This is a genomic window from Pseudoxanthomonas sp., from assembly GCF_035999195.1.
In the GTDB taxonomy this organism is placed as follows: domain Bacteria; phylum Pseudomonadota; class Gammaproteobacteria; order Xanthomonadales; family Xanthomonadaceae; genus Pseudoxanthomonas_A.
This window is the reverse complement of record NZ_DASYGY010000009.1, coordinates 176,570-200,378: the sequence shown is the minus strand read 5'-3', so window position 1 is coordinate 200,378 and position 23,809 is coordinate 176,570. Positions and strand designations below refer to the sequence as shown.

The 23,809-nt window shown below is 63.5% G+C and carries 20 protein-coding genes and 2 pseudogenes; 15 read left to right on the top strand and 7 right to left on the bottom strand.

Annotation, left to right across the window (positions count from 1 at the left end):
- The 8 genes from VGN58_RS08230 (at position 1) to VGN58_RS08195 (ending at position 10,071) form a co-directional block, all read left to right on the top strand.
- A complete protein-coding gene (locus VGN58_RS08230) occupies positions 1 to 3,189 on the top strand; it encodes a CusA/CzcA family heavy metal efflux RND transporter (protein WP_327482777.1) in 3,189 nt (1,062 codons plus the stop codon).
- An 81-nt stretch (positions 3,190 to 3,270) separates the two neighbouring features.
- Positions 3,271 to 4,167 carry a cation diffusion facilitator family transporter gene (locus tag VGN58_RS08225; protein ID WP_327482776.1) on the top strand — a complete coding sequence of 299 codons (897 nt, stop codon included), beginning with the start codon at positions 3,271 to 3,273 and terminating at the stop codon, positions 4,165 to 4,167.
- The gene (locus VGN58_RS08220) at positions 4,160 to 5,878 is read left to right on the top strand and encodes a phosphoethanolamine--lipid A transferase (protein WP_327482775.1); all 1,719 of its coding nucleotides are present in this window, start codon (positions 4,160 to 4,162) and stop codon (positions 5,876 to 5,878) included. The genes VGN58_RS08225 and VGN58_RS08220 overlap by 8 nt, the downstream gene beginning before the upstream one ends.
- A 108-nt stretch (positions 5,879 to 5,986) precedes the next feature.
- Positions 5,987 to 6,358 (top strand): diacylglycerol kinase, encoded by a 372-nt coding sequence (locus VGN58_RS08215; protein ID WP_327482774.1) that lies wholly within the window; start codon positions 5,987 to 5,989, stop codon positions 6,356 to 6,358.
- Between the two features lie 22 nt (positions 6,359 to 6,380).
- Entirely contained in the window at positions 6,381 to 7,127 is a 747-nt protein-coding gene (locus tag VGN58_RS08210; protein WP_327482773.1) for a hypothetical protein, read from the top strand.
- 66 nt (positions 7,128 to 7,193) lie between these two features.
- Positions 7,194 to 8,897 (top strand): glycosyltransferase family 39 protein, encoded by a 1,704-nt coding sequence (locus VGN58_RS08205; RefSeq protein WP_327482772.1) that lies wholly within the window; start codon positions 7,194 to 7,196, stop codon positions 8,895 to 8,897.
- A 68-nt stretch (positions 8,898 to 8,965) separates the two neighbouring features.
- On the top strand, positions 8,966 to 9,700 hold the full coding sequence (locus tag VGN58_RS08200) for a glycosyltransferase family 2 protein (protein WP_327484607.1): 735 nt from the start codon (positions 8,966 to 8,968) through the stop codon (positions 9,698 to 9,700).
- On the top strand, positions 9,697 to 10,071 hold the full coding sequence (locus VGN58_RS08195; RefSeq protein ID WP_327482771.1) for a lipid-A-disaccharide synthase N-terminal domain-containing protein: 375 nt from the start codon (positions 9,697 to 9,699) through the stop codon (positions 10,069 to 10,071). Before VGN58_RS08200 ends, VGN58_RS08195 begins: the two co-directional genes overlap by 4 nt.
- On the opposite strand, the gene VGN58_RS08190 is transcribed toward VGN58_RS08195, so the two are convergent.
- On the bottom strand, positions 10,068 to 10,706 hold the full coding sequence (locus tag VGN58_RS08190) for a cation transporter (protein WP_327484606.1): 639 nt from the start codon (positions 10,704 to 10,706) through the stop codon (positions 10,068 to 10,070). The two genes, VGN58_RS08195 and VGN58_RS08190, sit on opposite strands and share 4 nt — an antisense overlap.
- A gap of 100 nt (positions 10,707 to 10,806) precedes the next feature.
- Here VGN58_RS08190 and VGN58_RS08185 point away from each other — a divergent pair, with 100 nt between their 5' ends.
- The gene (locus VGN58_RS08185; protein WP_327482770.1) at positions 10,807 to 11,214 is read left to right on the top strand and encodes a MerR family transcriptional regulator; all 408 of its coding nucleotides are present in this window, start codon (positions 10,807 to 10,809) and stop codon (positions 11,212 to 11,214) included.
- Between the two features lie 78 nt (positions 11,215 to 11,292).
- Here the strand turns inward: VGN58_RS08185 and arsH are convergent, their stop codons facing one another.
- The 6 genes from arsH to VGN58_RS08155 form a co-directional block, all read right to left on the bottom strand.
- On the bottom strand, positions 11,293 to 12,012 hold the full coding sequence (arsH, locus tag VGN58_RS08180; RefSeq protein ID WP_327482769.1) for an arsenical resistance protein ArsH: 720 nt from the start codon (positions 12,010 to 12,012) through the stop codon (positions 11,293 to 11,295).
- Positions 12,005 to 12,652 carry an MIP/aquaporin family protein gene (locus VGN58_RS08175; RefSeq protein ID WP_327482768.1) on the bottom strand — a complete coding sequence of 216 codons (648 nt, stop codon included), beginning with the start codon at positions 12,650 to 12,652 and terminating at the stop codon, positions 12,005 to 12,007. Before VGN58_RS08175 ends, arsH begins: the two co-directional genes overlap by 8 nt.
- A complete protein-coding gene (locus VGN58_RS08170; RefSeq protein ID WP_327482767.1) occupies positions 12,649 to 13,152 on the bottom strand; it encodes an arsenate reductase ArsC in 504 nt (167 codons plus the stop codon). The genes VGN58_RS08175 and VGN58_RS08170 overlap by 4 nt, the downstream gene beginning before the upstream one ends.
- Positions 13,153 to 13,173: 21 nt before the next feature.
- Positions 13,174 to 13,494 carry a metalloregulator ArsR/SmtB family transcription factor gene (locus VGN58_RS08165; RefSeq protein ID WP_327482766.1) on the bottom strand — a complete coding sequence of 107 codons (321 nt, stop codon included), beginning with the start codon at positions 13,492 to 13,494 and terminating at the stop codon, positions 13,174 to 13,176.
- A 337-nt stretch (positions 13,495 to 13,831) separates the two neighbouring features.
- Positions 13,832 to 14,299 carry a Cu(I)-responsive transcriptional regulator gene (cueR, locus tag VGN58_RS08160; RefSeq protein ID WP_327482765.1) on the bottom strand — a complete coding sequence of 156 codons (468 nt, stop codon included), beginning with the start codon at positions 14,297 to 14,299 and terminating at the stop codon, positions 13,832 to 13,834.
- A complete protein-coding gene (locus VGN58_RS08155; protein ID WP_327482764.1) occupies positions 14,299 to 16,731 on the bottom strand; it encodes a heavy metal translocating P-type ATPase in 2,433 nt (810 codons plus the stop codon). Before VGN58_RS08155 ends, cueR begins: the two co-directional genes overlap by 1 nt.
- 169 nt (positions 16,732 to 16,900) lie before the next feature.
- On the opposite strand from VGN58_RS08155, the gene VGN58_RS08150 reads away from it, so the two are divergent.
- From VGN58_RS08150 to VGN58_RS08130, 6 genes and pseudogenes are all read left to right on the top strand, one after another.
- Complete coding sequence (locus VGN58_RS08150; RefSeq protein WP_327482763.1) at positions 16,901 to 17,161, top strand: heavy-metal-associated domain-containing protein; 261 nt, start codon at positions 16,901 to 16,903, stop codon at positions 17,159 to 17,161.
- A 137-nt stretch (positions 17,162 to 17,298) separates the two neighbouring features.
- A complete protein-coding gene (locus VGN58_RS08145; protein WP_327482762.1) occupies positions 17,299 to 17,694 on the top strand; it encodes a hypothetical protein in 396 nt (131 codons plus the stop codon).
- A 74-nt stretch (positions 17,695 to 17,768) separates the two neighbouring features.
- Entirely contained in the window at positions 17,769 to 19,073 is a 1,305-nt protein-coding gene (locus VGN58_RS08140) for a TolC family protein (RefSeq protein WP_327482761.1), read from the top strand.
- Positions 19,070 to 20,224 (top strand): annotated as a pseudogene (locus tag VGN58_RS08135) (efflux RND transporter periplasmic adaptor subunit); the annotation flags it as partial. The gene VGN58_RS08140 and the pseudogene VGN58_RS08135, both read left to right, overlap by 4 nt.
- Positions 20,225 to 20,422: 198 nt before the next feature.
- Positions 20,423 to 20,515: pseudogene (locus VGN58_RS18340) on the top strand (heavy metal-binding domain-containing protein); the annotation flags it as partial.
- A 65-nt stretch (positions 20,516 to 20,580) separates the two neighbouring features.
- On the top strand, positions 20,581 to 23,733 hold the full coding sequence (locus VGN58_RS08130; protein WP_327482759.1) for a CusA/CzcA family heavy metal efflux RND transporter: 3,153 nt from the start codon (positions 20,581 to 20,583) through the stop codon (positions 23,731 to 23,733).
- The last annotated feature ends 76 nt before the right edge of the window (positions 23,734 to 23,809 follow it).

The window sequence follows — 23,809 nt, the reverse complement described above, 5'->3', positions numbered from 1 at the left end:
ATGCTCGAAAAAATCATAAAAGTCGCGATTAATCATCGCTGGCTGGTCATGACGTTGACGGTGGCCTTGATCGCCATCGGCATCTGGAGTGCCCGTCAGATCCCTATCGATGTCACCCCCGACATCACCAACGTCCAGGTTCAGATCAACACCGAAGCGGCAGGTTACTCGCCGCTGGAAGCGGAGCAACGCGTCACGTTCCCCATCGAGACGGCCATGGCCGGTCTGCCGAAGATGGAGTACTTCCGCTCGATCTCCCGCTACGGCCTGTCCCAGGTCACCGTCGTGTTCAAGGACGGGACGGACATCTACTTTGCTCGGCAGCAGGTCTCCGAGCGTGTAGCACAGGTGAAGGCGCAAATGCCCGAAGGTATCGAACCCACTCTGGGTCCGATTGCCACCGGCATGGGCGAGATCTTCTCCTACACTATCGATGCCGATCCCAAAGCCCGCAAACCCGATGGCACGCCCTACACCGCCACCGATCTGCGCACGCTGCAAGACTGGGTGATTCGTCCGCAGCTGCGCAATGTTCCTGGTGTGACGGAAGTCAATACCATGGGCGGCTTCAAGCGTGAGGTTCACGTCACGCCCGATCCGGCCAAGCTGCGCTCGCTGGACCTGACCTTTGAAGATGTGGTCACGGCCCTGCAGGCCAACAATCAGAACGTGGGCGCCGGCTACATCGAACGTAACGGTCAGCAGTTCCTGGTGCGTGTGCCGGCACAGGTCTCGGACATTCCTGCCATCCAGAAGATCGTCGTCACCCGTCGTGATGGCGTGCCGATTCGGGTTCGCGATCTGGCCAATGTGGCCGACGGTGAAGAACTGCGTACCGGTGCGGCGACCCAGAACGGCCACGAGGTCGTGCTCGGCTCGGTGGTCATGCTGGTGGGCTCCAACAGCCGTGACGTCTCCCAAGCCGCGGCCGCCAAGCTTCAGGAAGCGGCCAAGAGTCTGCCCAAGGGCGTGACCGCCACGCCGGTGTACGACCGCACCTCGCTGGTGGATCGCACGATTACCACGGTCGCCAAGAACCTGATCGAAGGCGCGCTACTGGTCATCGTCATCCTGTTCCTGCTGCTGGGCAACTTTCGTGCGGCGTTGATTACGGCCGCGGTGATTCCGCTGTCGATGCTCTTCACCCTGACCGGTATGGCGCGTGGCGGCGTGTCGGCCAACCTGATGAGCCTGGGCGCCTTGGACTTCGGTCTGATCGTGGACGGTGCCGTCATCATCATCGAGAACTGCCTGCGTCGCTTTGGCGAACGTCAGCATGAACTCGGGCGTGAGATGACGCTGGAAGAGCGCTTTGAAGTGGCCTCCAGCGCCTCGGCTGAAGTGATCCGTCCGAGCTTGTTCGGTCTGGGCATCATCACCGCCGTCTACCTGCCGATCTTTGCCCTAACCGGTGTGGAAGGAAAGATGTTCCACCCGATGGCCATCACCGTGGTGCTGGCGCTGACGGGCGCGATGATCCTGTCCCTGACCTTCGTACCGGCTGCCGTGGCGATGTTGCTCGGTGGCAAGGTCGAAGAGAAGGAAAACTGGCTGATGCGTTGGTTCCGCGGGCGCTATGAGCCTTTGCTGGATCTGAGCCTGCGTAGCGGCAAGCTGGTGGCCGTCGGCGCGATCGCCCTGCTGGTCGGCAGTGGCCTGCTCGCCTCTCGCATGGGTAGCGAGTTTGTTCCCAGCCTGGATGAGGGCGACTTCGCGCTTCAGGCCATGCGTATTCCCGGTACCAGCATGACCCAGTCCTTGGGCATGCAACGCATCGTGGAAGAACGCCTGCTGCAGTTCCCGGAAGTGGAGCGAGTGTGGTCAAAGATCGGTACGGCAGAAGTGGCCTCCGACCCGATGCCGCCCTCGGTGGCGGACACCTTCGTGATGGTCAAGCCGCGTGATCAGTGGCCCAACCCGCGCAAGCTCAAGGCGGATCTGGTGGCCGAAGTTGAGGCGGAGATGAAGAAGATCCCCGGCAACAACTACGAGTTCACCCAGCCGATCCAGATGCGCACCAACGAGCTGATCTCGGGCGTGCGTGCGGACGTGGCGATCAATCTGTACGGCGATGACCTAGACACGTTGTTGGAAGTGGGCCAGAAGCTGGAGGCGGCGGCACGGACCGTACCGGGTGCGGCCGACGTGCGTCTGGAACAGGCCGCTGGCCTGCCCATGCTCTCGGTGCTGCCCGATCGGGATGCCTTGGCGCGCTATGGCCTGAATCCGGCTGACGTGCAGCGCAACGTGGCCACCGCCATCGGGGGTGAAGTCGCCGGCCAGCTGTTCGAGGGCGATCGACGCTTCGACATCGTGGTTCGTTTGCCGGAACAGCAGCGACTGGATCCCACGGCGCTCTCCGCGTTGCCCATCTCGCTGACGGCGGCCATCGCGGCCAACCAGGCTGATGAGTCGGTGGGTACGCAGGCCAACGCCGCTCAGGCACAGATCGTACCGCTGAGTTCGGTGGCGCGCGTGGAGATCTCCGAAGGGGCCAACCAGATCAATCGTGAGAACGGCAAGCGGCGCATCATCGTGACCGCCAATGTCCGTGACCGCGATCTGGGTAGCTTCGTCTCCGAACTGCAGTCCACCATCGATCAACAGGTGACGGTGCCTACCGGCTACTGGATCGAATACGGCGGCAGCTTCGAGCAGCTGATCTCGGCCAGTAAGCGTCTTTCCATCGTGGTGCCGGTGACCCTGGTGCTGATCTTTGCCCTGCTATTCATGGCCTTTGGATCGGCCAAGGACGCGCTCATCGTCTTCAGCGGTGTCCCGCTGGCCTTGACCGGTGGCGTGCTGGCGTTGGCGCTGCGCGGGATCCCTCTGTCGATCTCGGCGGGCGTGGGCTTTATCGCGCTCTCGGGTGTGGCGGTGCTCAACGGCCTGGTGATGATCAGCTTCATCCGAAGCCTGCGCGAGAGCGGCCAGCCGATGGCCGAAGCCATTCGGGAAGGTGCGCTCACGCGTCTTCGACCGGTGCTGATGACGGCGTTGGTGGCCTCGCTAGGCTTCGTGCCGATGGCCCTGAATGTCGGTGCGGGCTCGGAAGTGCAGCGTCCGCTGGCCACCGTGGTCATCGGCGGAATCATCTCCTCCACGTTGCTGACGCTGGTGGTACTGCCGGTGTTCTACCGGTGGGTGCACACCCGCTTCAATCGCACCCCGGCGCACATGAAATCGTGACAGGGCACGGCGGCGGTGTACGCACCGCCGCCCTACCCCGTTCCTAGCCGCTCTTTTGCATCTGTTCTTAGGAGAACACGCATGAGCACAGGGCATGATCATGGAATGTCCGAAATCCGGTACGAGAAGCCCCTATGGTGGGCGCTCGGCCTGACTTCCACGTTCCTCATCGCCGAGATCATCGGCGGTCTGGTAACAAATAGTTTGGCGCTGCTATCCGATGCGGCGCACATGATGACGGATGTCATCGCCCTCACCGTGTCGTTGATCGCGGTGCGTATGAGTCGACGTCCGGCCGATGCTCGCCGCACCTATGGCTATGCCCGTATGGAAGCCATCGGCGCGATCATCAACGGCGGTCTGTTGTTCGTGGTCGCCGGTTACATCCTGTGGGAAGCGGTGGGACGTTTTCGTGAACCGCCGGAAGTTGCGTCCACGGGCATGCTGGTTATCGCCATCATGGGTTTGATCGTCAACCTGATCTCCATGCGTCTGCTACGCGCCGGTAGTGGCACCAGCCTGAATGTGAAGGGCGCCTACCTGGAGGTTTGGAGTGACATGCTCGGATCGGTGGGCGTGATCGTGGGCGCGATCGTCATCAAGGTCACGGGTTGGACGCTGGTCGATCCGATCATTGCAGTGTTGATCGGCCTGTGGGTGCTACCCCGTACCTGGACCCTGCTCAAGCAGGCCGGCCATATCCTGATGCAGGGTGTGCCGGAAGGCATGGATGTGGCGGCCATCCGCAAGCGGCTGATCGAGATGCCGGCTGTGCAAGAGGTCCATGATCTTCACGTGTGGTCGCTGGGGACCGGGCAGGTCGTGCTGACGGCTCACATCGTCCTAGCCGCGGGTGTACCCGACCCGGACACGATCCAAGTCGAGCTCACCCGGGTGATCGAGCAGCAGTTCGATATCCACGACGTGACATTGCAGGTGGAACGCACTTCGTGCAAAAGCGAGGTGGGCCATGCCTGACCGGAATCGAGCGAGTTTCCGCAAGGTTTTCGCCCGATTCCAAGACACATCGCTCCGAGGTTCAACAAGCGCACACCGTCTGCGTTGGCGGGTAGCGCTGAGCCTGGAGCTGGTCATCCTGTTGGTTGCCATCTTCTTTGCGTTCACCGCAAACGGCGCCTTCTGGGCCAGTGTCAAAGAGTCAGGCGTCCTGAGCGGGGCGAGAGAACTGCGTTTCTACATCGGGGTGACCGCCGCCCTGGTCGGCTTGCATGCGTTGCTGTTCGGCTTGGTGATCAACCGCTGGATTGCCCGACCAGTTCTGGCGGTCCTGCTGGTGGCCACCGCTTCAGCGGCGTACTTCGCCAGCATGTACGCGGTATATCTGGACCCGAGCATGGTCCGCAACGTGATCCAGACCGATGTGGCCGAGGCTCGCGAGCTGTTGACCTGGGACATGGTGGGCACGGTCGTGCTGATGGGCGTGCTGCCGGCGACCGCGTTGTGGCTACTGCACTTCCCCCGCTTCACGCTCAAGCAGGCCCTACTACGCCGGACGCTGTTTCTGGGCGCGATGTTGCTGCTCACGTGCGCGGGGGTGATGGCCACCTTCCAGGACATCTCCTCGCTGATGCGCAATGACAAGGCGCTGCGCTACCTGATCGCTCCGGGCAACTACCTGGCGTCCATCACGCGCGTGCTCAGTCAGGAGGCTAGGAGTCCGAAGGGGCCACGCCAGATCGTGGCGGCCGATGCCAAGCAGCAGGCGCACGCACCGTCGACCAAACCCCACCTGCTGGTCGTGGTGGTTGGCGAAACCGTACGCGCACAGAACTGGGGACTCAGTGGCTACACGCGGCAGACCACGCCACAGCTGTCCAAGTTGAATGTCATCAATTTCAGCGACGTCACCGCGTGCGGGTCCAACACGGAAGTCTCCGTGCCCTGCATGTTCTCCCTTGCGGGCCGGCGCAACTACGACCGCGAGAACATCGTGGGCTCCGAGTCGCTGCTGCACGTGCTGGAGCGGGCCGGCGTCAAGACGTTGTGGCGGGACAACCAAACCGGCTGCAAGGGCGTCTGCGATGGCTTGTCCTTCGAGTCCTACCGCAAGCCGCCGGACAACTCGCTGTGCGATGACCAGGCCTGCCGTGATGCGGTGATGCTGCAGGGCTTGCACGATGTGATCGATGACAATCCCGGTGACACTGTGGTGGTCCTGCATCAACTGGGCAACCACGGACCGGCGTACTTCAAGCGCTATCCGGAAGGGCTGCGCAAGTTCCGGCCCGACTGTCGCTCCTCTGATCTGGGCAACTGCACGCGGCAGGAGATCGTCAACGCCTACGACAACGCCATCCTGGAAACGGATGACTTCCTGTCCAAGACGATCCAGATGCTCTCGCAGGACACCACGCACGACACGGCGATGATCTATGTCTCCGATCACGGCGAGTCGCTGGGCGAAGGCAACGTCTATTTGCACGGCTTGCCCTACTCCATTGCACCGGACACCCAGATCAAGGTGCCGATGGTGGCGTGGCTCTCACCGGGCATGGCCGGCGGTGAAGGCGTCAACACTGCGTGCGTGCGCAGTCGGGCAAGCCAGCCGATCAGTCACGACAACCTGTTCCATTCGGTGCTTGGTCTGATGCAGGTCAGCACCACGGCTTACGACCCGAAGCTGGATGTTTTCTCGGGATGCCAGAGCACGGCAGGAGCCTCGCCATGAGGCTCCCGTGTTGCCCCTCACCTCTTGCCCGGCATCTGTTGCCGGGCCTTCGGCCGCTTCGCGCCACGCGCTTGAAGCAGGCACTCACTTCTTCTCAAGGAATTTCCCATGGCTGACGGTTACGGCCACCTGCCGCGTGGTCCCAAGCGTTTGATGATGGCAGCGCGTTGGTCTGCTCAAGGACTGCGTGCGGCCTGGCTGCATGAGTCGTCGTTTCGGCTCGAGGTTGCGCTCGCCCTGGTGCTCGCACCTTTGGGCCTGCTGCTGGGCGAGACCGGTGTGGAGCGTGCACTGCTGGCCACCACGGTCTTGCTGGTGCTGCCGGCCGAGCTACTCAACTCGGCGATCGAGGCGGTCATTGAGCGCTACGGCCCCGAGCATCACGAGCTGGCCGGTCGTGCCAAAGACATGGGTTCGGCTGCGGTTTTCATGACGTTGGCGGTTACCGCCCTGACATGGCTGGCCATCTTGGCCAGCTGATGGCGTCGGGCTGGAGGTTTATATGGCGTACATCCTGTTAGCAGCACTGATCTTTGCGGTGGGCTGGGGCCTGAAATCGGCAATGTCGATTCCCCACCCCGATGGCCTGACCGTCATCCTCAGCAGCACGGTGGTGCTGACCGGCGCACTGTTCTGGGTGGTGGCTACCCTGCACGCGCTGGATCTGCTGGTGGCGTTCAAGCGCGACGATCGCCGGTATCTGTCCGAGTTCGCGGTCGCGATGCGGCCACGCCTGCGTGAGTTGCTGGTGGCCGCCCCGGTAATGGTGCTGGGCTTGCTCATCGCCTATCGATCCGTGGGCACCGCCGGCACCGTGGTCGCCGCCCTGGAGGCGCCGTTCTATGCGCTGGCCATCGCGGCAGCGCTGATGGCCAGACCCCTGCAGGCCACGCAGGTGCGGCGGCGGCGCACGGGCCTTGTGCTGAGCGTGATCTACGGCGCCCTGTTCGCCATCACCGCGATCCTGCAGTCGGCTGTCGCCACCCGCACGGGCATGCAGGGCGCCGCGCCGTGGCTGGGGGTGACGTCGGCCCTGGCAGCGATCGCGGCCTGGGTGTCGGCCGCCAAATTCAGAGCTTCGATCGAGCAGGCACGCGCCCTGTCATCACCGGTGATCGAGAGCTTCGGCAATCCCTTTCCCCGCCGTCAGAACCGGCCGTCCCCGCCGGACGGGACGTCGCCGCGTTCGCGCAAAGGCCCGTTCGGGCCGCCGCCGCACGGCGGACGAAAGCGTCGACGCCGCTTCTAGATCGCGCGATCCCGCACCCAAGGTTTCCCGTTCATTTTTTCCTCTGTTTGCACGAGCGATACGCCGATGCGTCATTCCCTTAGCGACCTCTCCCCTGGCCAGACATGGCTGCTGACCGTGCTGGTCATCGCGGCGCTACTAGCCGGCCTGGGCTTACGCGAGCCGATGCCCGCAGACGAGCCGCGCTTCGTACTGGCGGCCAAGACTATGGTGGAGACCGGCCAATGGCTGTTCCCGCAGCGCGGGATAGAGCTCTACGCCGAGAAACCGCCCACCTTCATGTGGCTGCTGGCGGCCAGTTATGTGCTGGTGCGCAGTTGGGATGTGGCATTCCTGCTGCCGTCCTTGCTGGCCGCGCTGCTGACGCTGTGGCTGACCGGCGATCTTGCCCGGCGCCTGTGGGGAAAGCGCACGGCCGACTACGCCGTGTTGGGCCTGTTCGTCTGCCTGCAGTTCGTGCTGCAAGCCAAGCGCGCGCAGATCGACATGGTGCTGGTGGGCATGACCACGCTCTCGCTATGGGCGCTGGTGCGCTACCTGCTGGAAAAGCCCAGCCCCTGGCTGCTGATGGTGGGCACCTTCGCCGCCGGCTTGGGCTCGGTCACCAAGGGCGTGGGCTTTCTGCCGTTGTTGGTGTTCCTGCCTTGGCTGTGGGTGCGGTGGAAGTCGCCCCACCCCCTGCCCTCGCACCGAGGGGTGCATGTGCTGGCCGGCATTGCGGGTTTTGTGCTGGGCGCGGGTGTGTGGCTGGTACCGATGCTGGCCACGGTGGCGGCCTCATCGGATCCGGCCCTGCACAACTACGCGCGGGAAATGCTGTTCAAGCAGACCGGCACCCGCTATGCCAATGCCTGGCACCACGTAAAACCCGCCTGGTACTACCTGCAGACCATGCTCACGCTGTGGCTGCCGGGCGTGCTGCTCGCGCCGTGGTTGCTACCGGCGTGGTGGCGGCGCGTGCGGCGCGTGGACCCGCGTTACGCGCTGCTGCTCGGTTGGGCGCTGCTGGTGCTGGTCTTCTTCAGTGCCAGCCCGGGCAAGCGCGAGGTCTACATCTTCCCGATGCTGCCTGCCCTGGCGCTCGCCGCATCGCCGTTGTTGGCCGGCTTGCTGCGCCGGCGTGGCGTACGCGCGGTGCTGTGGTCGTACCTGTCGGTGGTGGTCACCCTGACGGGCGCCTTGGGGCTGTGGTTGCTGACCGCCTCGCCCGAGCGCGTGCAAGGCCTGCTCGACGGACGCGGCATGGACATGAGCACCGTCAAGCAGGTCAGTGGCTGGCTGCTGGCCTTCACCGTCGTGAGCCTGGTCGTGATGGCCGTCGCACGCCGACGGGTGGTGTTTGCGCTGGTGGCGGTCACCGCCTCGCTGTGGATCGCCTATGGCGTGGGATTCATGCCGGCGCTCAGTCCTGACAGTTCTGCCAAAGCGCTGATGCAGCGCGTGGAGGCCACCATTGATCTGGATGCGGAGCTGGCCATGCTCGGCTGGCGCGAACAGCACCTGCTCCAGGCCGACCGACCGGTTACCGAGTTCGGTTTCAAGAAGCCCTGGGTAGAGCAATGGCAGCAGGCACACACCTGGCTGCTGCAGGACCCCACGCGACGCTGGCTGTTCCTGCGCAAGGAAGCCATTGGGCCTTGCCTGGATCCAACGCAGGTCATCGACATCGGCGCCTCCAATCGACGCGCCTGGATTCTTGCACCGGGCACGGCCTGGATCGCGGACTGCGAAGTCCCGGCCACGTGGTCAGCCGATGTCAGCGAAGACTGACTTCTCCTTCCTTTCCCGCACGCCTCACTGCTGAGTCCTTCGCCATGCAAAGCCCGTCACTGCCCCGGATGCCCAGTCTGTCGGTCGTCATTCCCGTCTTCAACGAACGCGGCAACATCGGGCCGCTCGTGCAGGAGGTGGCGCACCACCTGCGCGGCAAGATCGCCTTCGACATCATCTGTGTGGATGATCGCTCCGACGATGACACACGCGAGGTGCTCGGCTGGCTCAAAGCCGAGGTGCCCGAACTGCGGGTGTTGCTGCACCATCAACGCAGTGGGCAAAGCACCGCCATCCGCAATGGCGTCAAGCACGCGTTCTCGCCCTGGATAGCCACGCTCGATGGCGATGGCCAGAACGATCCAGCCGATATCCTCAAACTGATAGCGGCTCGCCAGGCCGCGTCACCGCAGGTGCGGCTGTTTGCCGGCTGGCGCACCGAGCGCAAGGACACGGCCAGCAAGCGCTGGGCTTCGCGCTGGGCCAATCGCATCCGGCAATCACTGCTGCGGGATGACACGCCCGATACCGGCTGTGGCATCAAGCTGTTCGACCGCGCTGCCTTCCTGGACCTGCCGTACTTCGATCACATGCACCGCTATCTGCCAGCACTGATGCAGCGCGCCGGCTGGAAGACGCTCAGTGTGCCGGTCACTCACCGACCGCGGGGATCGGGCCAGTCCAAGTACACCAACCTGGGCCGTGCCCTGGTGGGCATCCGCGACCTGATGGGCGTGGCCTGGCTGATCCAGCGCAACCATGTAACTGCCACCAGCGAGCTTAGCGCCGGCCCCAAGTCATGAACGTCATGGACCAGGAAATCCTGTGGCTGAGCTGGACGGGCTTGCACACCACGCCGTGGAAGCTCATTGGTCTGACCGGCGCGGCCTTGTTCGGCGTGCGCTGGCTGGTCCAGTTCATGGCGTCCAAACGCGCCGGCCGGCCGGTGATCCCGCGCCTGTTCTGGTACATGAGCTTGTGCGGTAGCCTGATGGCCTTGAGCTACTTCCTGTTCTCGTCCAAGCAGGATGCCGTGGGCGTCGTGCAGAACCTGCTGCCGGCCTTTACCGCCGCGTATAGCCTTTATCTGGACATACGCCATCACCGTAGCATTGGTACGAGCGCCTTAGCCAAACACGCCTCGTCCCCTTCCGAGGACGATCACTCCTGCTAGATCGTGGCACTGGGCTGCGCGTTTGGTCGACTTTCGCGCCACGCAGCCCGCAACACGCGCACCGCCGAGCGCAGGAACAGAACCAGCAACGCTGCGGCAATCAACAGATCGGGCCAACCCGCGCCGAAGGCCAACACCAGCGCCGCGGCCAGGATGACGGCAGCCCCCTCGTAGATGTCATTGCGCGAGCACTCCCACGCCGAGGCCATGTTGATATCGCCGGCGCGATAGGGGGTCAGCAACCACAGGCAGACCGCATTGGCCGCCAAGTTAAGCAACGCAGCCACCCCCATGCTCTCAAAGATCGGAACACCCGGATGGGCCAAGCGCCAGACGATCTGTACGCCTACCGCGAACGCGGCCCCTAGGATCAAGAAGCCTTTGAGCAGGGCCACCCGGCCCTTCAGGTGTGCCGATGCGCCCACCACCGCCAGGCTCACCGCATAGGTCAGCGCATCCCCGAGGTTGTCCAGGCTTCCGGACAACAGGGACGAAGAGTGGGAGTGCCACGCGGCGACGGCCATCATGACGAAGGTCGCCAGGTTGATCAGCAGCACGATCACCAGCACCTTGCGCTGCTTGGCTTGCATACCCGCTACATCGACTACCTTGCCGCAGCCACAGCATTCAGGCATCACGCGCTCCATTGAGGGGCCACTCCTGCAACCGGAAAATCACAGTTTGGGCTCGGCTAGCGTAAAGTCTGTAGTAACTACAGAGTCAAGCGATCCTTCCATGAAGATCAGTCAGGCTGCCGAAGCCAGCGGATGCCACCTTGAAACCATCCGCTACTACGAGAAGATCGGGCTGCTGCCCCACCCCACCCGCACGGACAGTGGTTATAGGGTTTATACGAGCGCCGATATCGAGCGCCTGCGGTTCATCGCGCGAGGGCGGGATCTGGGCTTCAGTCTGGAAGAGATCCGCAGCCTCCTGCAACTGGCCAGCGATGAGCGTTTGTCCTGCGACGACGTCGATCGCCTGGCGCGTACACATCTGACCGATATTCGTGCGCGCCAGGAAGATCTTCGCCGGATGGCCGATGAACTTGAGCGTGTCATCATCAGTTGCCACGGGGGACAGCGGGCCGAGTGCACGATTCTTTCGACGCTACGCCAGCCAATGCAACGTTCCAAAGTCTGACTTTGTAGCGGATTTCTACTCTCGACCGGAAGCGGACGTAGGGAGCTGGCCAGAAAGATGGACGGATCACTTCCACACCTAGATGGCGCGGAGGCTGACCCGCTTGGCAAGCTCTTCCGCGCTCTCCTTCCGCTCGCTATAGCGATCGACCAGGTAGGGCGAGACATCCCGGGTCAGTAGCGTAAACTTCATTAGCTCTTCCATGACGTCCACGACGCGGTCATAGAACGCGGAGGGCTTCATGCGCCCATCTTCATCGAATTCGTTGAACGCCTTTGCGACAGAGGACTGGTTGGGGATGGTGATCATGCGCATCCAACGTCCAAGCACACGGAGCTGATTCACCGCATTGAAGGACTGCGAACCGCCGGAGACTTGCATGACGGCCAGCGTCTTGCCCTGAGTTGGTCGCACGGAGCCTTGAGATAGCGGAATCCAGTCGATCTGCGCCTTCATGATGCCGCTCATAGAACCGTGTCGCTCGGGTGAGCTCCAGACCATGCCCTCCGACCAATGCACCAGTTGCCGCAATTCCTGCACCTTCGGATGCGTGTCGGGCTCAGCATCTGGAAGGGGCAGGCCTGTCGGATCGAAGAGCCGGGTCTCAGCGCCCATTGCCTGAAGTAGTCGAGCCGCCTCCAGCGCGAGCAACTTGCTGTATGACCTCTTCCTCAGCGATCCGTAAAGCAGAAGGATCCGCGGGGCATGCGCAGCAAGTACGGTCGGGGATAGGCGGTCAATCTCGGGCAAATGGAACAGCTCGGCCGAGATGTTGGGCAGATCGCCAGGATTAGACATGAGGCTTTCCAAGTAGCTTGTGGATCGTTGCGCCCAGGGCTGCCCCAATGACCTGCGCCACAACGAAGGCAGGCACGTCGCCAGGCGAAATGCCGGCGAAGCTGTCACTGAACATGCGGCCGAAGGCTGCTGCAGGATTCGCGAATGAAGTCGACGAGGTGAACCAATAGGCCGCACCGATGTACGCAGCCACCATCACGGCCACACGGGACGCAGGTGCCCGGAGCACAACCAACAGCAAACCTGCTGTTGCAACGATCTCGCCCAGCCATTGGCCCATGCCGGTTCGCACCTTCGTGGAGAACTCCAGCACCGGAAGATCGAACATGGCATTCGCCAACAAAGCACCGCATACCGCGCCCGCGAGCTGAACCAGGATGTATGCCGGCAAAAGGGTCTTGGGCAGTTCGCCACGCGCCGCCATCACGGCACTGACCGCGGGGTTCATGTGCGCACCACTGATCGAACCGAACACCTCAATGAGGACGTAGAGCCCGCCGACCGTTGCCAGCGCATTTGCTAGCAGTGCGACGGCGTCGTTTCCACCTGCAAGGCGCTCGGCCATGATCCCCGAGCCCACCACCGTCACCAGCAGCAGGCCCGTGGCCAAGAACTCTGCAAAGAGGCGCTGGCGGATCATTCCGCACCGACACGCCCGATCTCGCCCAGCTTTGCCTGTGCGGCCAGACGGTCGAGGCTTTGCAGCGGCAGTGATAGCAACAGCTCGATACGGCGGCGCAGTGTGGCGAACGCTGCGGTATAGGCTCGACGACGGTCTTCTTCATCGCCCGTGGCGGCTACCGGGTCGGGCACACCCCAGTGCGCGAGTGCAGGATGGCCCAGCCATACGGGGCACGCCTCTCCCGCAGCGTTGTCGCAAACCGTGATGACGATGTCCATCTCGGGCGCACCTTCCACGGCGAACTCGTCCCAGTTCTTGCTGCGCACCTGGCTGGCGTCATAGCCGATGGCCGCGGCAAGCTCCCGCGCCATCGGCTGGACGTGGCCGCTGGGATGGCTGCCGGCGCTATAAGCCTTGAATCGGCCGTGGCCCAGCACGTTGAGGATCGCCTCGGCCATGATGCTGCGTGCGGAGTTGCCGGTGCACAGGAACAGTACGTTGTAGGTCTTGTCGGTCATGTCGTATCTCTGGAATGCGGATCAACGGAGCTTCTGCTTGACTGCCGGCGCGCAGGACTTCCCGCCGCAACAGTTCTCCGTCAGGAAGCCAATCAGACCGTTCATGCGGTCGTCGTCGGCACGTATCCGGATGACCCGTCCTTCCCGCTCGTCAGTGACAAGCCCTGCGGCACGTAACTGGTTCAGATGGGCCGTAAGGGTGGCAGGCGGCAGATCGAGCTGATCGCGTAGCTCGCCAACGGCCATTCCGCCTGGGCCGGCCTGTACAAGCGCGCGATAGGCGGCAAGCCGGTGGTCGTGCGCGAGCGCACGAAGCGCTTGAACGGTCTGGGGCGTATCCATACTTCTATATTTCCGGAATATAGGAAGTCTTGCAACCCATCATTGCAGATAGATGACCGCTTGGGGTCGTACCAGACGCCTAACGAACAATATGGGCCGGATAGCTGATCGAGCTGAGCGCTTGCCTTATCAGCTCAACCGGACGGCGTGTTTCGAGGCTAATACGGCGTAGGTCCGGCATGAACTGAGCCCGCATCGAGGGGTCTACGCTCATCAAGGCGCGTCGAATGGGCGCCACACATGCGCTGCAGACCATGGCGGGGATATGTAGTCGATGCATGCTTTGCCGCTCCAACCAACAGGAATGGTCAGCGTCAGGCTTCCTATCGTGGCAACGTCAATGCCCGTTCGTTGGACTCGCCAGATCATCCAGAATCGGACATTCCGGGCGATTATCGCCATGGCATCGACTGGCAAGGTTGCGCAGCGTTCGCTGCATGGCCTGCATCTCGGTAATCTTGATCTGTAGATCGTCGATGTGGCCCTGGGCCAGTTTCTTGACCTGGGCGCTGGCTCGCCGGTCATCGCTCCACAAGCCTAGGAGCGATTGGATTTGTTTGATGGAAAATCCCAGGTTGCGGGCACGACGAATGAACCGAAGCCTGTGCACATCGGCATCGGTGTAAAGGCGATAGCCCGCAAAGGTGCGACCGGCCGGAGGGATCAGATCGATCTCTTCATAGTGGCGAATCATCTTGGCGCTGACCTCGCTGAGCGCGGCGGCCTCGCCGATGTTATGCAATCCGGCTTCGCGCGCGTCGGCCAGTTCGGGCCGCAGTGCCCTGGAACTGCGTCTGGTTGCCATCATGCCTCTCCCACATCGATCTTGGTTGGCTGCCAACGGCGCAACAGCAGCGTGTTGGCAATCACGCTCACACTGGACAAGGCCATCGCTGCGCCGGCGATGACCGGATCAAGCAAGCCCAGGGCCGCCAGAGGAATCCCGACCACGTTGTAACCGAAGGCCCAGAACAGGTTCTGATGGATCTTGCGGGTCGTGCGGCGGGAAATGTCGATGGCATCGGCGATCAGACCCGGCTCAGCGCGCATTAGGGTAACCCCAGCGGCATGCATCGCCACATCGGTACCGGTTCCCATGGCCACCCCCAGGTTGGCGGCAGCCAGCGCTGGCGCATCGTTGACACCATCGCCGACCATGGCCACCGGTGCCGACTGAGCCAATTCAGCGACCAACGCAGCTTTCTGCTCAGGCAATACATTGGCGCGCACCTCTTGGATGCCCAGCACCTTTGCCACCGAGGCGGCGGCGCCGGGGTTGTCGCCAGAAATCATGACGGTGCGCAAACCCAGCGTGTGCAGCCGTTGAACAGCCGCGGCCGCATCCAGACGCGGCGGATCCTCAAAGGCCAGTATGCCGAGCAACTGCGGATGATCGGTGCCCTGCTCTGCCAGCCAGGACACCGTGTGGCCGGTCTGGCTGAGTAGTTCGGCCCGGGTCTGCAATGCCGTGAGCGCCACGCCATGCTCAAGCATCATGCGAGTACTGCCCAGCAACAGGTTCCTGCCATCCACTGTGCCAGTGATGCCGCGGCCAGGCACCGCCTGCACGTCGCGTGCGAGCGGAATGGCGCGCTGGCCCATCACGCTCAATACGGCCCTAGCCAAGGGGTGCTCGCTGCCTTGCTGCAGGGCCGCCGCCAATGGCAACAGATCGGCCGCGTGGCCACGGGTGGCAATCTCTTCGGTCAGTACAGGACGTCCTTGGGTCAACGTGCCTGTCTTGTCGAAGGCCACCACCCTTACGGTACGTGCCACTTCCAGCGCCTCGGCATCCTTGACCAGAATGCCCGCTCGGGCGGCCACGCCGGTGCCGGCCATGATCGCGGTCGGAGTCGCCAACCCCAGCGCGCATGGGCATGCGATGACCAGCACCGCTACCGCGCTCAGGATCGCCTGGTTCCAATCACCCGTTCCCAAACCCCACCCGAGCAGCGTGAGCAAAGCCAGGCCGATCACCACCGGCACGAAGATCGCGCTCACCCGATCCACGGTTCGCTGAATAGGTGCCTTCTTGGCCTGTGCATCCTCCACGAGGCGAATGATCCGAGACAACGCGGTCTCGGCGCCGATGGCCAGTGTGCGTACCAAGATGCGGCCTTCGCCATTGATAGCCCCACCGGTGACGCGATCGCCCTCCCCGCGCGCCACGGGCATGGACTCCCCGGTGATCAGGGATTCATCCACGTGCGTGCGGCCCTCGGCGATCACGCCATCCACGGGGATGCGCTCGCCTGGCCGCACACTGACGATGTCCGAGAGGGCAACCTCGTGAATGGCAACCTCGCGTTCTTGTCCGTCCTGATACATGCGTGCGGTGGCTGGCCGCAGTGCCTGCAATGCCCGGATCGCTTGCGTGGTCTGTTGCTTGGCGCGGGCCTCTAACCACTTGCCCAGCAGGATCAAGGTAATGATGACCGCCGAGGTCTCGAAGTACAGCGCGGCATCGCCGTGGTGTCCGGCATCGTTGAACAAGTGATAGACACTCAGTCCATAACCGGCACTGGTCCCCAAAGCGACCAGCAGATCCATGTTGCCCGTGCCGGCGCGCAGGGCGTGCCATCCAGCGCGATAAAAGCGCGCACCGATCCAGAACTGCACCGGCGTTGCGAGCAAGAACTGCAGCCAGCCAGGTAGCATCAAATGCTGCCCTGCGACCCATCCCAGCATCGGGACGACCAACGGCAGGGAGAGGACCGCAGCGATCAACAGTTTGAGGGTGTCACCATTGAGCGTCTTGCGCGCCGATGCTGTATCGGTGTTGCCTTCCGCGGTCTGCGGTTCGATCGCGCGGTAACCCGCTGCGCTGACAGCGGCAACCAGGGATGCGACCTCCGCCAGTGACGTGGCGCGTATGCGCGCGCGCTCGGTGGCCAGATTGACCGACACCTCCATCACGCCCGGCACAGCGCGCAGCGCACGCTCTACCCGTGCCACACATGAAGCGCAGGTCATCCCTTGGATGATCAGATCCCACTCTTTGCTGGCAACCTCATAACCAGCCCGCTTCACCGCCGCGATCAAGGCAGGAAACGCGGCTGCCGGCGCGGTGACTTCGGCCACTTCTGTTGCTAGATTGATCGACGCATCGCTCACGCCGGCAACGGAGCGCAAGCTGCGCTCTACCCGGCCTACACACGAGGCGCATGTCATGCCGGCGACGCCGAAGCGATGCGTGTCCGTAGACGCCGGCGGCGGCGAAGTGAGCGTTATGTCCATGGAGTAAGGACCAATAGGAACGAGCAGGTAGCCTGAGCCCTCCCATGATGGGAAGGTCAACAACGCGGGACGGGGCACCACTGAACTTGCCTGTCGTTTGACCTTCCCACCGTGGGAAGGCCCATCGTGACACCGTCGGCAAACCGCCGATGCTTTTGGAGGGTTGTCCATGAATCTCGTTGTTGAAGGTATGACCTGTGGTCATTGCGTCCGGACGGTCACCCAAGCCATTCAGGCCGTTGAGCCCCAGGCCCAGGTGGACGTCGATCTGGGCAGTGGCGTGGTCAAGATCGAGGGCCTGCTTGCCGTAGAACAGGCGATGGAGGCCATCCAGCGGCAAGGCTATGTGATCGCCGCCGTGCTCCCTTCTGAGGCCGATACGCCACCCACCCCGGCTGCATCCTCTTGCTGCGGCGGATGCCACCGCTGAGGCCACGCGACGGCTTGATCCTGATCAATGCCCGTCGGCCCCAAGAGGGTTAGACTGGCCATCATGAGAGCTCGCACGTCCCCTGCCCTGACCCGCCCAGCGTCCGCAGGCGCTGCTTCGAGCGTTCGGGAGCTGTCATGGTGAAGCTGCTGAGGCGATGGCGGCGCCCCCGTCCTCGTGCCCGACTGGCATGGCTGGGACTGTGGGCGCTGCTGTTGCAGCAGCTGGCACTGGTGGCCTACGCCTGTCCGTTGGAATCAGTGGAAGCCGGACAAGCGACCCTGATGGTCGGTTGCGAAGAGATGTCCGCGCCGGATCCGGATGCTCCGGCGTTGTGCGACCAGCATTGCCAGCGCGATCACATCGCCACGGCCGATGCGAAGGCCCCTCAAGTGCCTTACCAGCCGGCGCTGGTCGCCTTCGCGCTGGTGCAGGCTCTGTTGCCACCGGTACACGCGCAGTTCTATCGGGATGTTCCGGTGTGCGTGTCCGATCCGCCTCCCCTGCAGCGCTTCTGTAGCCTGCTGATTTAAGCCCCCTCCTGGATTGACCCGTGCTCGTGCTGCATGCGTTGCAGCGCGTTCGTTGTCGTTTGTCCGGAGGTCTTATGGAGATGTCTTTCTTCTTGCGTGCAAGGCGCAGGATGGCGTGTGGATTCGTGTTTGCCCTGGCCCTTAGTGGTCCCGTGGTGGCAGCACCGCCCGCTATCCCGATCAGCTACACCGAAGCCCTACAACGGGCGCTTGCTAACGCCCCTACCCTGCAGGTGCGCCGATCCCAGATCGATGCCAGTACCGAAGAAGCCGCGCGTGCTGGCGCGCTGCCCGACCCACGTTTGATCGTGGGGCTGGCGAACTGGCCCGTCAGCGGACCCGATGCCTTCAGCCTGCGGGCCGATGAGATGACCACCCAGCAAGTCGGTCTGATGCAGGAGTTTCCTGCGCGTGCGAAACGACGTGCCGAGCAAGCGCTGGCGCAAGCGACGCTGGCGCAAGCCCGCTCACTGTCGATAGCCGAACAGCAGATGGTGGTCCAAGCGGCCGCGCAGGCCTGGATTGAGCTGTGGAGTACGCAGCAAGCCGTAGATGCGTTGGAAGGTTTGCGCGAGCCGGCGCGCATAGCCGAGCGTGTGGCGCGTGCTCGCTTGGCAGGCGGCACGGCCGGGGCTAGTGACGTGCTTGCCGCCCAGGCCGCCCTACTGCAGTTGGAAAATCGCCTGGACCAGGTACATGCGGAGCACGCCGCGGCGCAGGCCGGCCTGGTGCGGTGGTTGGGTATTGCACCAGAGGCGATCTTGGCCAGTGGTACGGCGCCGGATTTTGCGCAGTTGCCATTGGAGCCCACTCAACTGCTGGCCAAACTGGACCAGCACACGCCACTACTGGGCTGGGAGGCACGCCAGAGCTTAGCCCAGGCCCAGGTGGATGCGGCTGTGGCCGAAACCCGCCCGGATTGGAGTGTGGAGCTCACCTACGGACGTCGCGAGCGTGCACCCGACGGGATGCCGCGCAGCGACATGCTCATGGTGGAAGTGGGCGTGGGCCTGCCGCTGTTCCAGAAGAACCGCCAAGCACGAGGTATCGCGGCACGACGGGCCGAGCTGGAGGCGGTGTCTGCAGAGCGCGATGAGGCCCGGCGCATCCAAGCCGAGTCGGTACAACGCGCGATGGCGCGATGGCGCGGGTTAACCGGCCAGTTGGAGCGTCAGAACACGCAGAGCCTGCCTTTGGCGCGCGATCGCGCACGCACGGCGTTGGCTGCCTACGGCGCCGGTGCCGACCTGCAGCCGTGGCTGGAAGCGCGGCGCGATGAGATCGAATTGCAACTGGAGAACGCCCGCCTGCTGGGCGAACAGGGCCGTGCCTGGGCGGCACTGGCCTATCTGCTGCCCCATGAGGAGAACACGCCATGAGCCCGACCAAAACGCGTCTCACACAGCTCGCCGTGGCCCTCGGGTTGCTGGTGCTCGGCTTTGCCGGCGGCTACGCCTGGATGACCCGATCCTCTGGTAACACCCCGCCCACCGGCACGAGCAGCGCGGATCAAGCGCGCAAGGTGCTGTACTGGTACGACCCCATGGCGCCGGAGCAGCGATTCGACAAGCCGGGCAAATCTCCGTTCATGGATATGGAGTTGCTGCCCAAATACGCAGATGAGGCCATGGGGGGCGGAACGCAGATCGATCCGCGCCTACAGCAGAACGTGGGCATACGCACTCAAGAAGTGACGGTAGAGTCACTAGGGAGTGCCGTACGTGTGCCGGGCACGCTGACGTGGGATCTGACCCAGGAAACCGTGGTCAGTGCGCGCATGGAAGGCTTGATCACCCACGTGCAGGTAAAGGCGCCGTTTACCGAGGTTCGTCGTGGTCAAGCGCTGGCCACCGTGCAGGCCCCGGCATGGAACGCCGCCATCGCCGAAGCACATGCCCTGAGCCAAGCTCAGTCCGCGAGCGCGCGTGAGCTACAGGGTGCCGCGCAACAACGGTTGCGTTCGTTGGGCGTTCCTTCTGGCGCCTCGGTCAGAAGTGGCGTCGTGCTTGGCGCAGACCACAGTGGTGTCGTGACCGAGATCCTGGCACGCGAGGGGCAGACGGTGATGCCCGGTACGCCTCTGTTCAAGATCAATGGGCTGGACACGCTGTGGCTGGAGGCCTCGGTGCCCCAGGCAGCGCTGGGCACCTTGCGACCAGGAACCTCAGTGCAGGCCACGGTCAGCGCATGGCCGGCAGAGCGCTTTGCCGGACAGATCCAGGCGTTGCTTCCCCAGGTCGACATGGCTAGTCGCACGCAGCGGGCGCGAATTGTGTTGCGCAACCCGCAGCGTCGGCTGGTGCCGGGCATGTTCGCCGAGGTTCTGGTGCAGCCCGATGCCGAGCAGGCCCTGCCAGTCGTTCCCACGGAGGCGCTGATCGCCACTGGGCGGGACAGCCGGGTCATCGTGCAGGATCCGGACGGGAGCTTCCGGCCAGTGCGGGTGAGTGTCGGTCGTAGCGTGCAAGGGCGCACGCAGATCGTGGCAGGCTTGGCCGGTGGTGAACGCGTGGTGGTCTCCGGTCAGTTCCTGCTCGACTCCGAAGCCAGTCTCTCCGGTGCGTTGGAACGCCTGGGCGCTGCACAACCGACAAGCCCTGCCAGCGCATCAGGTGTACACGAGCGCCATGACGCCGGGCACGACGCACGCACTGTCGTGCCGTCACCGTCCAGACAGCCTGCGCCTGTCGCGCCAGAAACCTCTACCTCCACCCCGCCGCGCTGCCCGGTGCAGTACTGGTATGACCCGATGGTGCCGGAGAAGCATTTCGACAAGCCGGGCAAGTCACCGTTCATGGATATGCTGTTGGTACCCAAGTTTGGCCCCGCCGCGGCCGCTGATTGCCAGGCAAGCGACGTCATGCCCGAAGCGATGGAGGGCACGCCATGATCGCGCGCCTGATCCATGCTTGCATCGCCAATCGCGTGCTGGTGCTGGTTGCCGCCGCGCTGTTGGCCGTGGTCGGCATCTGGTCGGTAAAGAACACGCCGCTGGATGCGCTGCCGGACCTGTCGGATACCCAAGTCATCATCCGCACGCAATGGGCGGGGCAAACCCCGCGCATCATCGAAGACCAGGTCACCTACCCGCTGGCCACCACAATGTTGTCCGTGCCCGGTGTGAAGGCGGTACGCGGCTTTTCCTTCTTCGGTGATTCCTTCGTCTACATCCTGTTTGACGATGCCACTGATCTGTACTGGGCTCGCTCTCGGGTATTGGAGTACTTGAGCCAGGTGCGCGATCGACTTCCGCCTAACGTGAATCCAGCGCTGGGTCCTGATGCGACCGGACTGGGCTGGATCTACCAGTACGCCCTGGTGGATAGGACCGGTCAACGCGATGTGGGGCAACTGCGTGCGTTGCAGGACTGGTTTCTTCGCTATGAGCTCAAGACTGTGCCGGACGTGGCTGAAGTAGCCAGTGTGGGCGGTGCGGTGCGCGCCTGGCAGATCCAGCCCGATCCGCAGGCGTTGGCGGCCCGTGGACTGACGGTGGCCGAGCTCATCGAGGCGGTGGATGCGGCCAACGGCGCTACCGGTGGCTCGGTGATCGAACAAGGCGAAGCCGAACTGATGGTGCGCAGCGAAGGCTACCTGCGCACACAGGAGGCGTTCGAACAGGTGCCGGTGACCGGCAACGATGGCATCCCCGTCTTGCTTGGCGAGGTGGCCACGATCAGTCGCGGCCCGACCTTCCGTCGTGGTATCGCAGAGTTGGATGGTCAAGGTGAGGTGGCCGGCGGCGTGATCGTCCTGCGCACCGGTAAGGATGCCTTGGGGGCCATCCGGAACGTCAAAGCGCGACTACAGGCGTTGCAATCCAGCTTGCCCGAGGGCGTGGAAGTGGTCCCGGTATACGACCGCTCCGAGCTGATCCAGGATGCAGTGCGCAACCTCACCCATAAGCTTGGCGAGGAGTTCCTGGTCGTAGCGATGGTATGCCTGCTGTTCCTGTGGCATTTACGCTCGGCGCTGGTGGCCGTCATCACCCTGCCCTTGGGCATCTTGGCGGCCTTCATCGTGATGCACGCCCAGGGGATATCCGCCAACTTGCTATCGCTAGGTGGCATCGCCATCGCCATTGGTGCGATGGTCGATGCAGCGGTGGTGATGATCGAAAATGCACACAAGCACCTGGAGCACTGGCGCGAAGCGCACGGCCGGGAACCCCAAGGTGAGGAGCGCTGGCAGTTGATGGCCCGCTCGGCTGCCGAGGTCGGACCGGCCCTGTTCGCCAGCTTGCTGGTCATCACCCTATCCTTCGTGCCGGTCTTTGCCCTGCAGGCGCAGGAAGGGCGATTGTTCTCGCCCCTGGCCTACACCAAGACCTACGCGATGGCCGCCGCAGCAGGCCTGTCGGTGACTTTGATCCCCGTCTTGATGGGCTACCTGATCCGCGGCCGCATTCGCCCGGAACAGCAGAACCCCATCAATCGCATCCTGATCGCCGGCTACCGGCCCATCCTGCTGTGGGTCCTCAAACATCCCGGTGTCACCTTGCTGCTCAGCGGCCTGCTGCTGGTGCTCACCTTGATCCCCTTCAGCCGGCTGGGCAGTGAGTTCATGCCGCCCTTGGAAGAAGGCAGCCTGTTGTACATGCCCACGGCCCTGCCAGGCCTGTCCGCCGACAAGGCGCGCCAGTTGCTTCAGCTCTCGGGCCGGATGATCAAGACCGTACCGGAAGTCGAACACGTGTTCGGCAAGGCCGGCCGTGCCGAGAGTGCGACCGATCCGGCGCCTATCGAAATGTTTGAGACCACCGTGACCTTCAAGCCGCGGGATCAATGGCGCCCGGGCATGACCCCTCAGAAGCTACGCCAGGAGTTGGACGCCGCGGTCAAGATTCCCGGTCTGACCAATCTATGGGTACCGCCCATTCGCAATCGTATCGATATGTTGGCGACCGGCATCAAGAGCCCGATTGGGATCAAGGTCTCCGGACCGGATGTGGAGCAGATCGAGCGCCTGAGCCAGCAGATCGAGCAGGTGGCCAAGACTGTGCCCGGCGTGAGTTCGGCACTGGCCGAACGCGTCACCGGCGGGCGCTATGTCGATGTACAGGTGCGCCCGGAGATCGCTGCACGTTATGGATTCACTCAAGGCCAACTCCAGCAACTGATTGCCACGGTCGTTGGCGGTGATCCAATCGGGGAAACGATCGAGGGGCGCGAGCGCTATCCCATCGTCTTACGCTACCCCCGTGGCCAGCGTGACTCGTTGCAGGCCTTGCAGGATCTGCCGCTGATCGCGCCAGGCGGTGTGCAACTGACCTTGAGCCAGGTGGCGGAGCTGTCGGTCAGCCCAGGCCCGCCGATGCTCAAGAGCGATAACGGCCGGTTGGTGGGCTATATCTACGTGGATGTGGCCGATCGCGACCTGGGATCGGTGGTCCAGGACCTGCAAGCCGCGGTGCAGTCCCAGGTGAGCTTGCCTGCCGGCTATGGGGTGGCCTGGTCAGGGCAGTACGAGTACCTGCAACGGGCATTGGCACGCCTGCAGTGGGTGGTGCCCGCGGCGTTGGCGATCATCTTCCTGGTCATCTGGATGGTGTTCCGCCGGCTCAGTGATGTATCCATCATCCTGCTCAGCTTGCCCTTGGCATTGGTGGGCGGTTTCTGGTTGATCTGGGGGCTGGGCCATGCGATTTCGGTGGCCAGCATGATCGGATTCATCGCCCTGGGCGGCGTAGCGGCTGAGTTCGGCGTCATCATGCTGCTGTACCTGCGCCATGCCTGGGAGCAGCGCTTGGCCAGCGGTGCGCCGGAAGATGAGTCTACCCTGCAAGAGGCTATCTACGAAGGTGCCGTGCAGCGCGTACGCCCCAAGGCGATGACGGTAGCCGTCATCCTGGCCGGCTTGTTTCCGCTGTTCATCGGTGCCGGTGCCGGCTCGGAGGTCATGCAACGTATCGCCGCGCCGATGCTGGGTGGCATGCTCACCGCACCGGTTCTCTCCATGGTGGTGATTCCCGCAGCGTTCTATCTGGTGCGGCGACGTGGATTGCGCGCGGCGCGAGGCGACCAATGCGAGACAGACTGAGCACTTGAGGTGCGTCCCCACAAAAAGACGCCAGTCATGGAAGAAGTCATGACTGGCGTCAAAGGGGAGAGTACAG

Bases quoted from the DNA above. Each gene is read 5' to 3' on its own strand.
- VGN58_RS08230 (WP_327482777.1), top strand. From the start codon at position 1: ATGCTCGAAAAAATCATAAAAGTCGCGATTAATCATCGCTGGCTGGTC.
- VGN58_RS08225 (WP_327482776.1), top strand. From the start codon at position 3,271: ATGAGCACAGGGCATGATCATGGAATGTCCGAAATCCGGTACGAGAAG.
- VGN58_RS08220 (WP_327482775.1), top strand. From the start codon at position 4,160: ATGCCTGACCGGAATCGAGCGAGTTTCCGCAAGGTTTTCGCCCGATTC.
- VGN58_RS08215 (WP_327482774.1), top strand. From the start codon at position 5,987: ATGGCTGACGGTTACGGCCACCTGCCGCGTGGTCCCAAGCGTTTGATG.
- VGN58_RS08210 (WP_327482773.1), top strand. From the start codon at position 6,381: ATGGCGTACATCCTGTTAGCAGCACTGATCTTTGCGGTGGGCTGGGGC.
- VGN58_RS08205 (WP_327482772.1), top strand. From the start codon at position 7,194: ATGCGTCATTCCCTTAGCGACCTCTCCCCTGGCCAGACATGGCTGCTG.
- VGN58_RS08200 (WP_327484607.1), top strand. From the start codon at position 8,966: ATGCCCAGTCTGTCGGTCGTCATTCCCGTCTTCAACGAACGCGGCAAC.
- VGN58_RS08195 (WP_327482771.1), top strand. From the start codon at position 9,697: ATGAACGTCATGGACCAGGAAATCCTGTGGCTGAGCTGGACGGGCTTG.
- VGN58_RS08190 (WP_327484606.1), bottom strand. From the start codon at position 10,706: ATGCCTGAATGCTGTGGCTGCGGCAAGGTAGTCGATGTAGCGGGTATG.
- VGN58_RS08185 (WP_327482770.1), top strand. From the start codon at position 10,807: ATGAAGATCAGTCAGGCTGCCGAAGCCAGCGGATGCCACCTTGAAACC.
- arsH (WP_327482769.1), bottom strand. From the start codon at position 12,012: ATGTCTAATCCTGGCGATCTGCCCAACATCTCGGCCGAGCTGTTCCAT.
- VGN58_RS08175 (WP_327482768.1), bottom strand. From the start codon at position 12,652: ATGATCCGCCAGCGCCTCTTTGCAGAGTTCTTGGCCACGGGCCTGCTG.
- VGN58_RS08170 (WP_327482767.1), bottom strand. From the start codon at position 13,152: ATGACCGACAAGACCTACAACGTACTGTTCCTGTGCACCGGCAACTCC.
- VGN58_RS08165 (WP_327482766.1), bottom strand. From the start codon at position 13,494: ATGGATACGCCCCAGACCGTTCAAGCGCTTCGTGCGCTCGCGCACGAC.
- cueR (WP_327482765.1), bottom strand. From the start codon at position 14,299: ATGGCAACCAGACGCAGTTCCAGGGCACTGCGGCCCGAACTGGCCGAC.
- VGN58_RS08155 (WP_327482764.1), bottom strand. From the start codon at position 16,731: ATGGACATAACGCTCACTTCGCCGCCGCCGGCGTCTACGGACACGCAT.
- VGN58_RS08150 (WP_327482763.1), top strand. From the start codon at position 16,901: ATGAATCTCGTTGTTGAAGGTATGACCTGTGGTCATTGCGTCCGGACG.
- VGN58_RS08145 (WP_327482762.1), top strand. From the start codon at position 17,299: ATGGTGAAGCTGCTGAGGCGATGGCGGCGCCCCCGTCCTCGTGCCCGA.
- VGN58_RS08140 (WP_327482761.1), top strand. From the start codon at position 17,769: ATGGAGATGTCTTTCTTCTTGCGTGCAAGGCGCAGGATGGCGTGTGGA.
- VGN58_RS08130 (WP_327482759.1), top strand. From the start codon at position 20,581: ATGATCGCGCGCCTGATCCATGCTTGCATCGCCAATCGCGTGCTGGTG.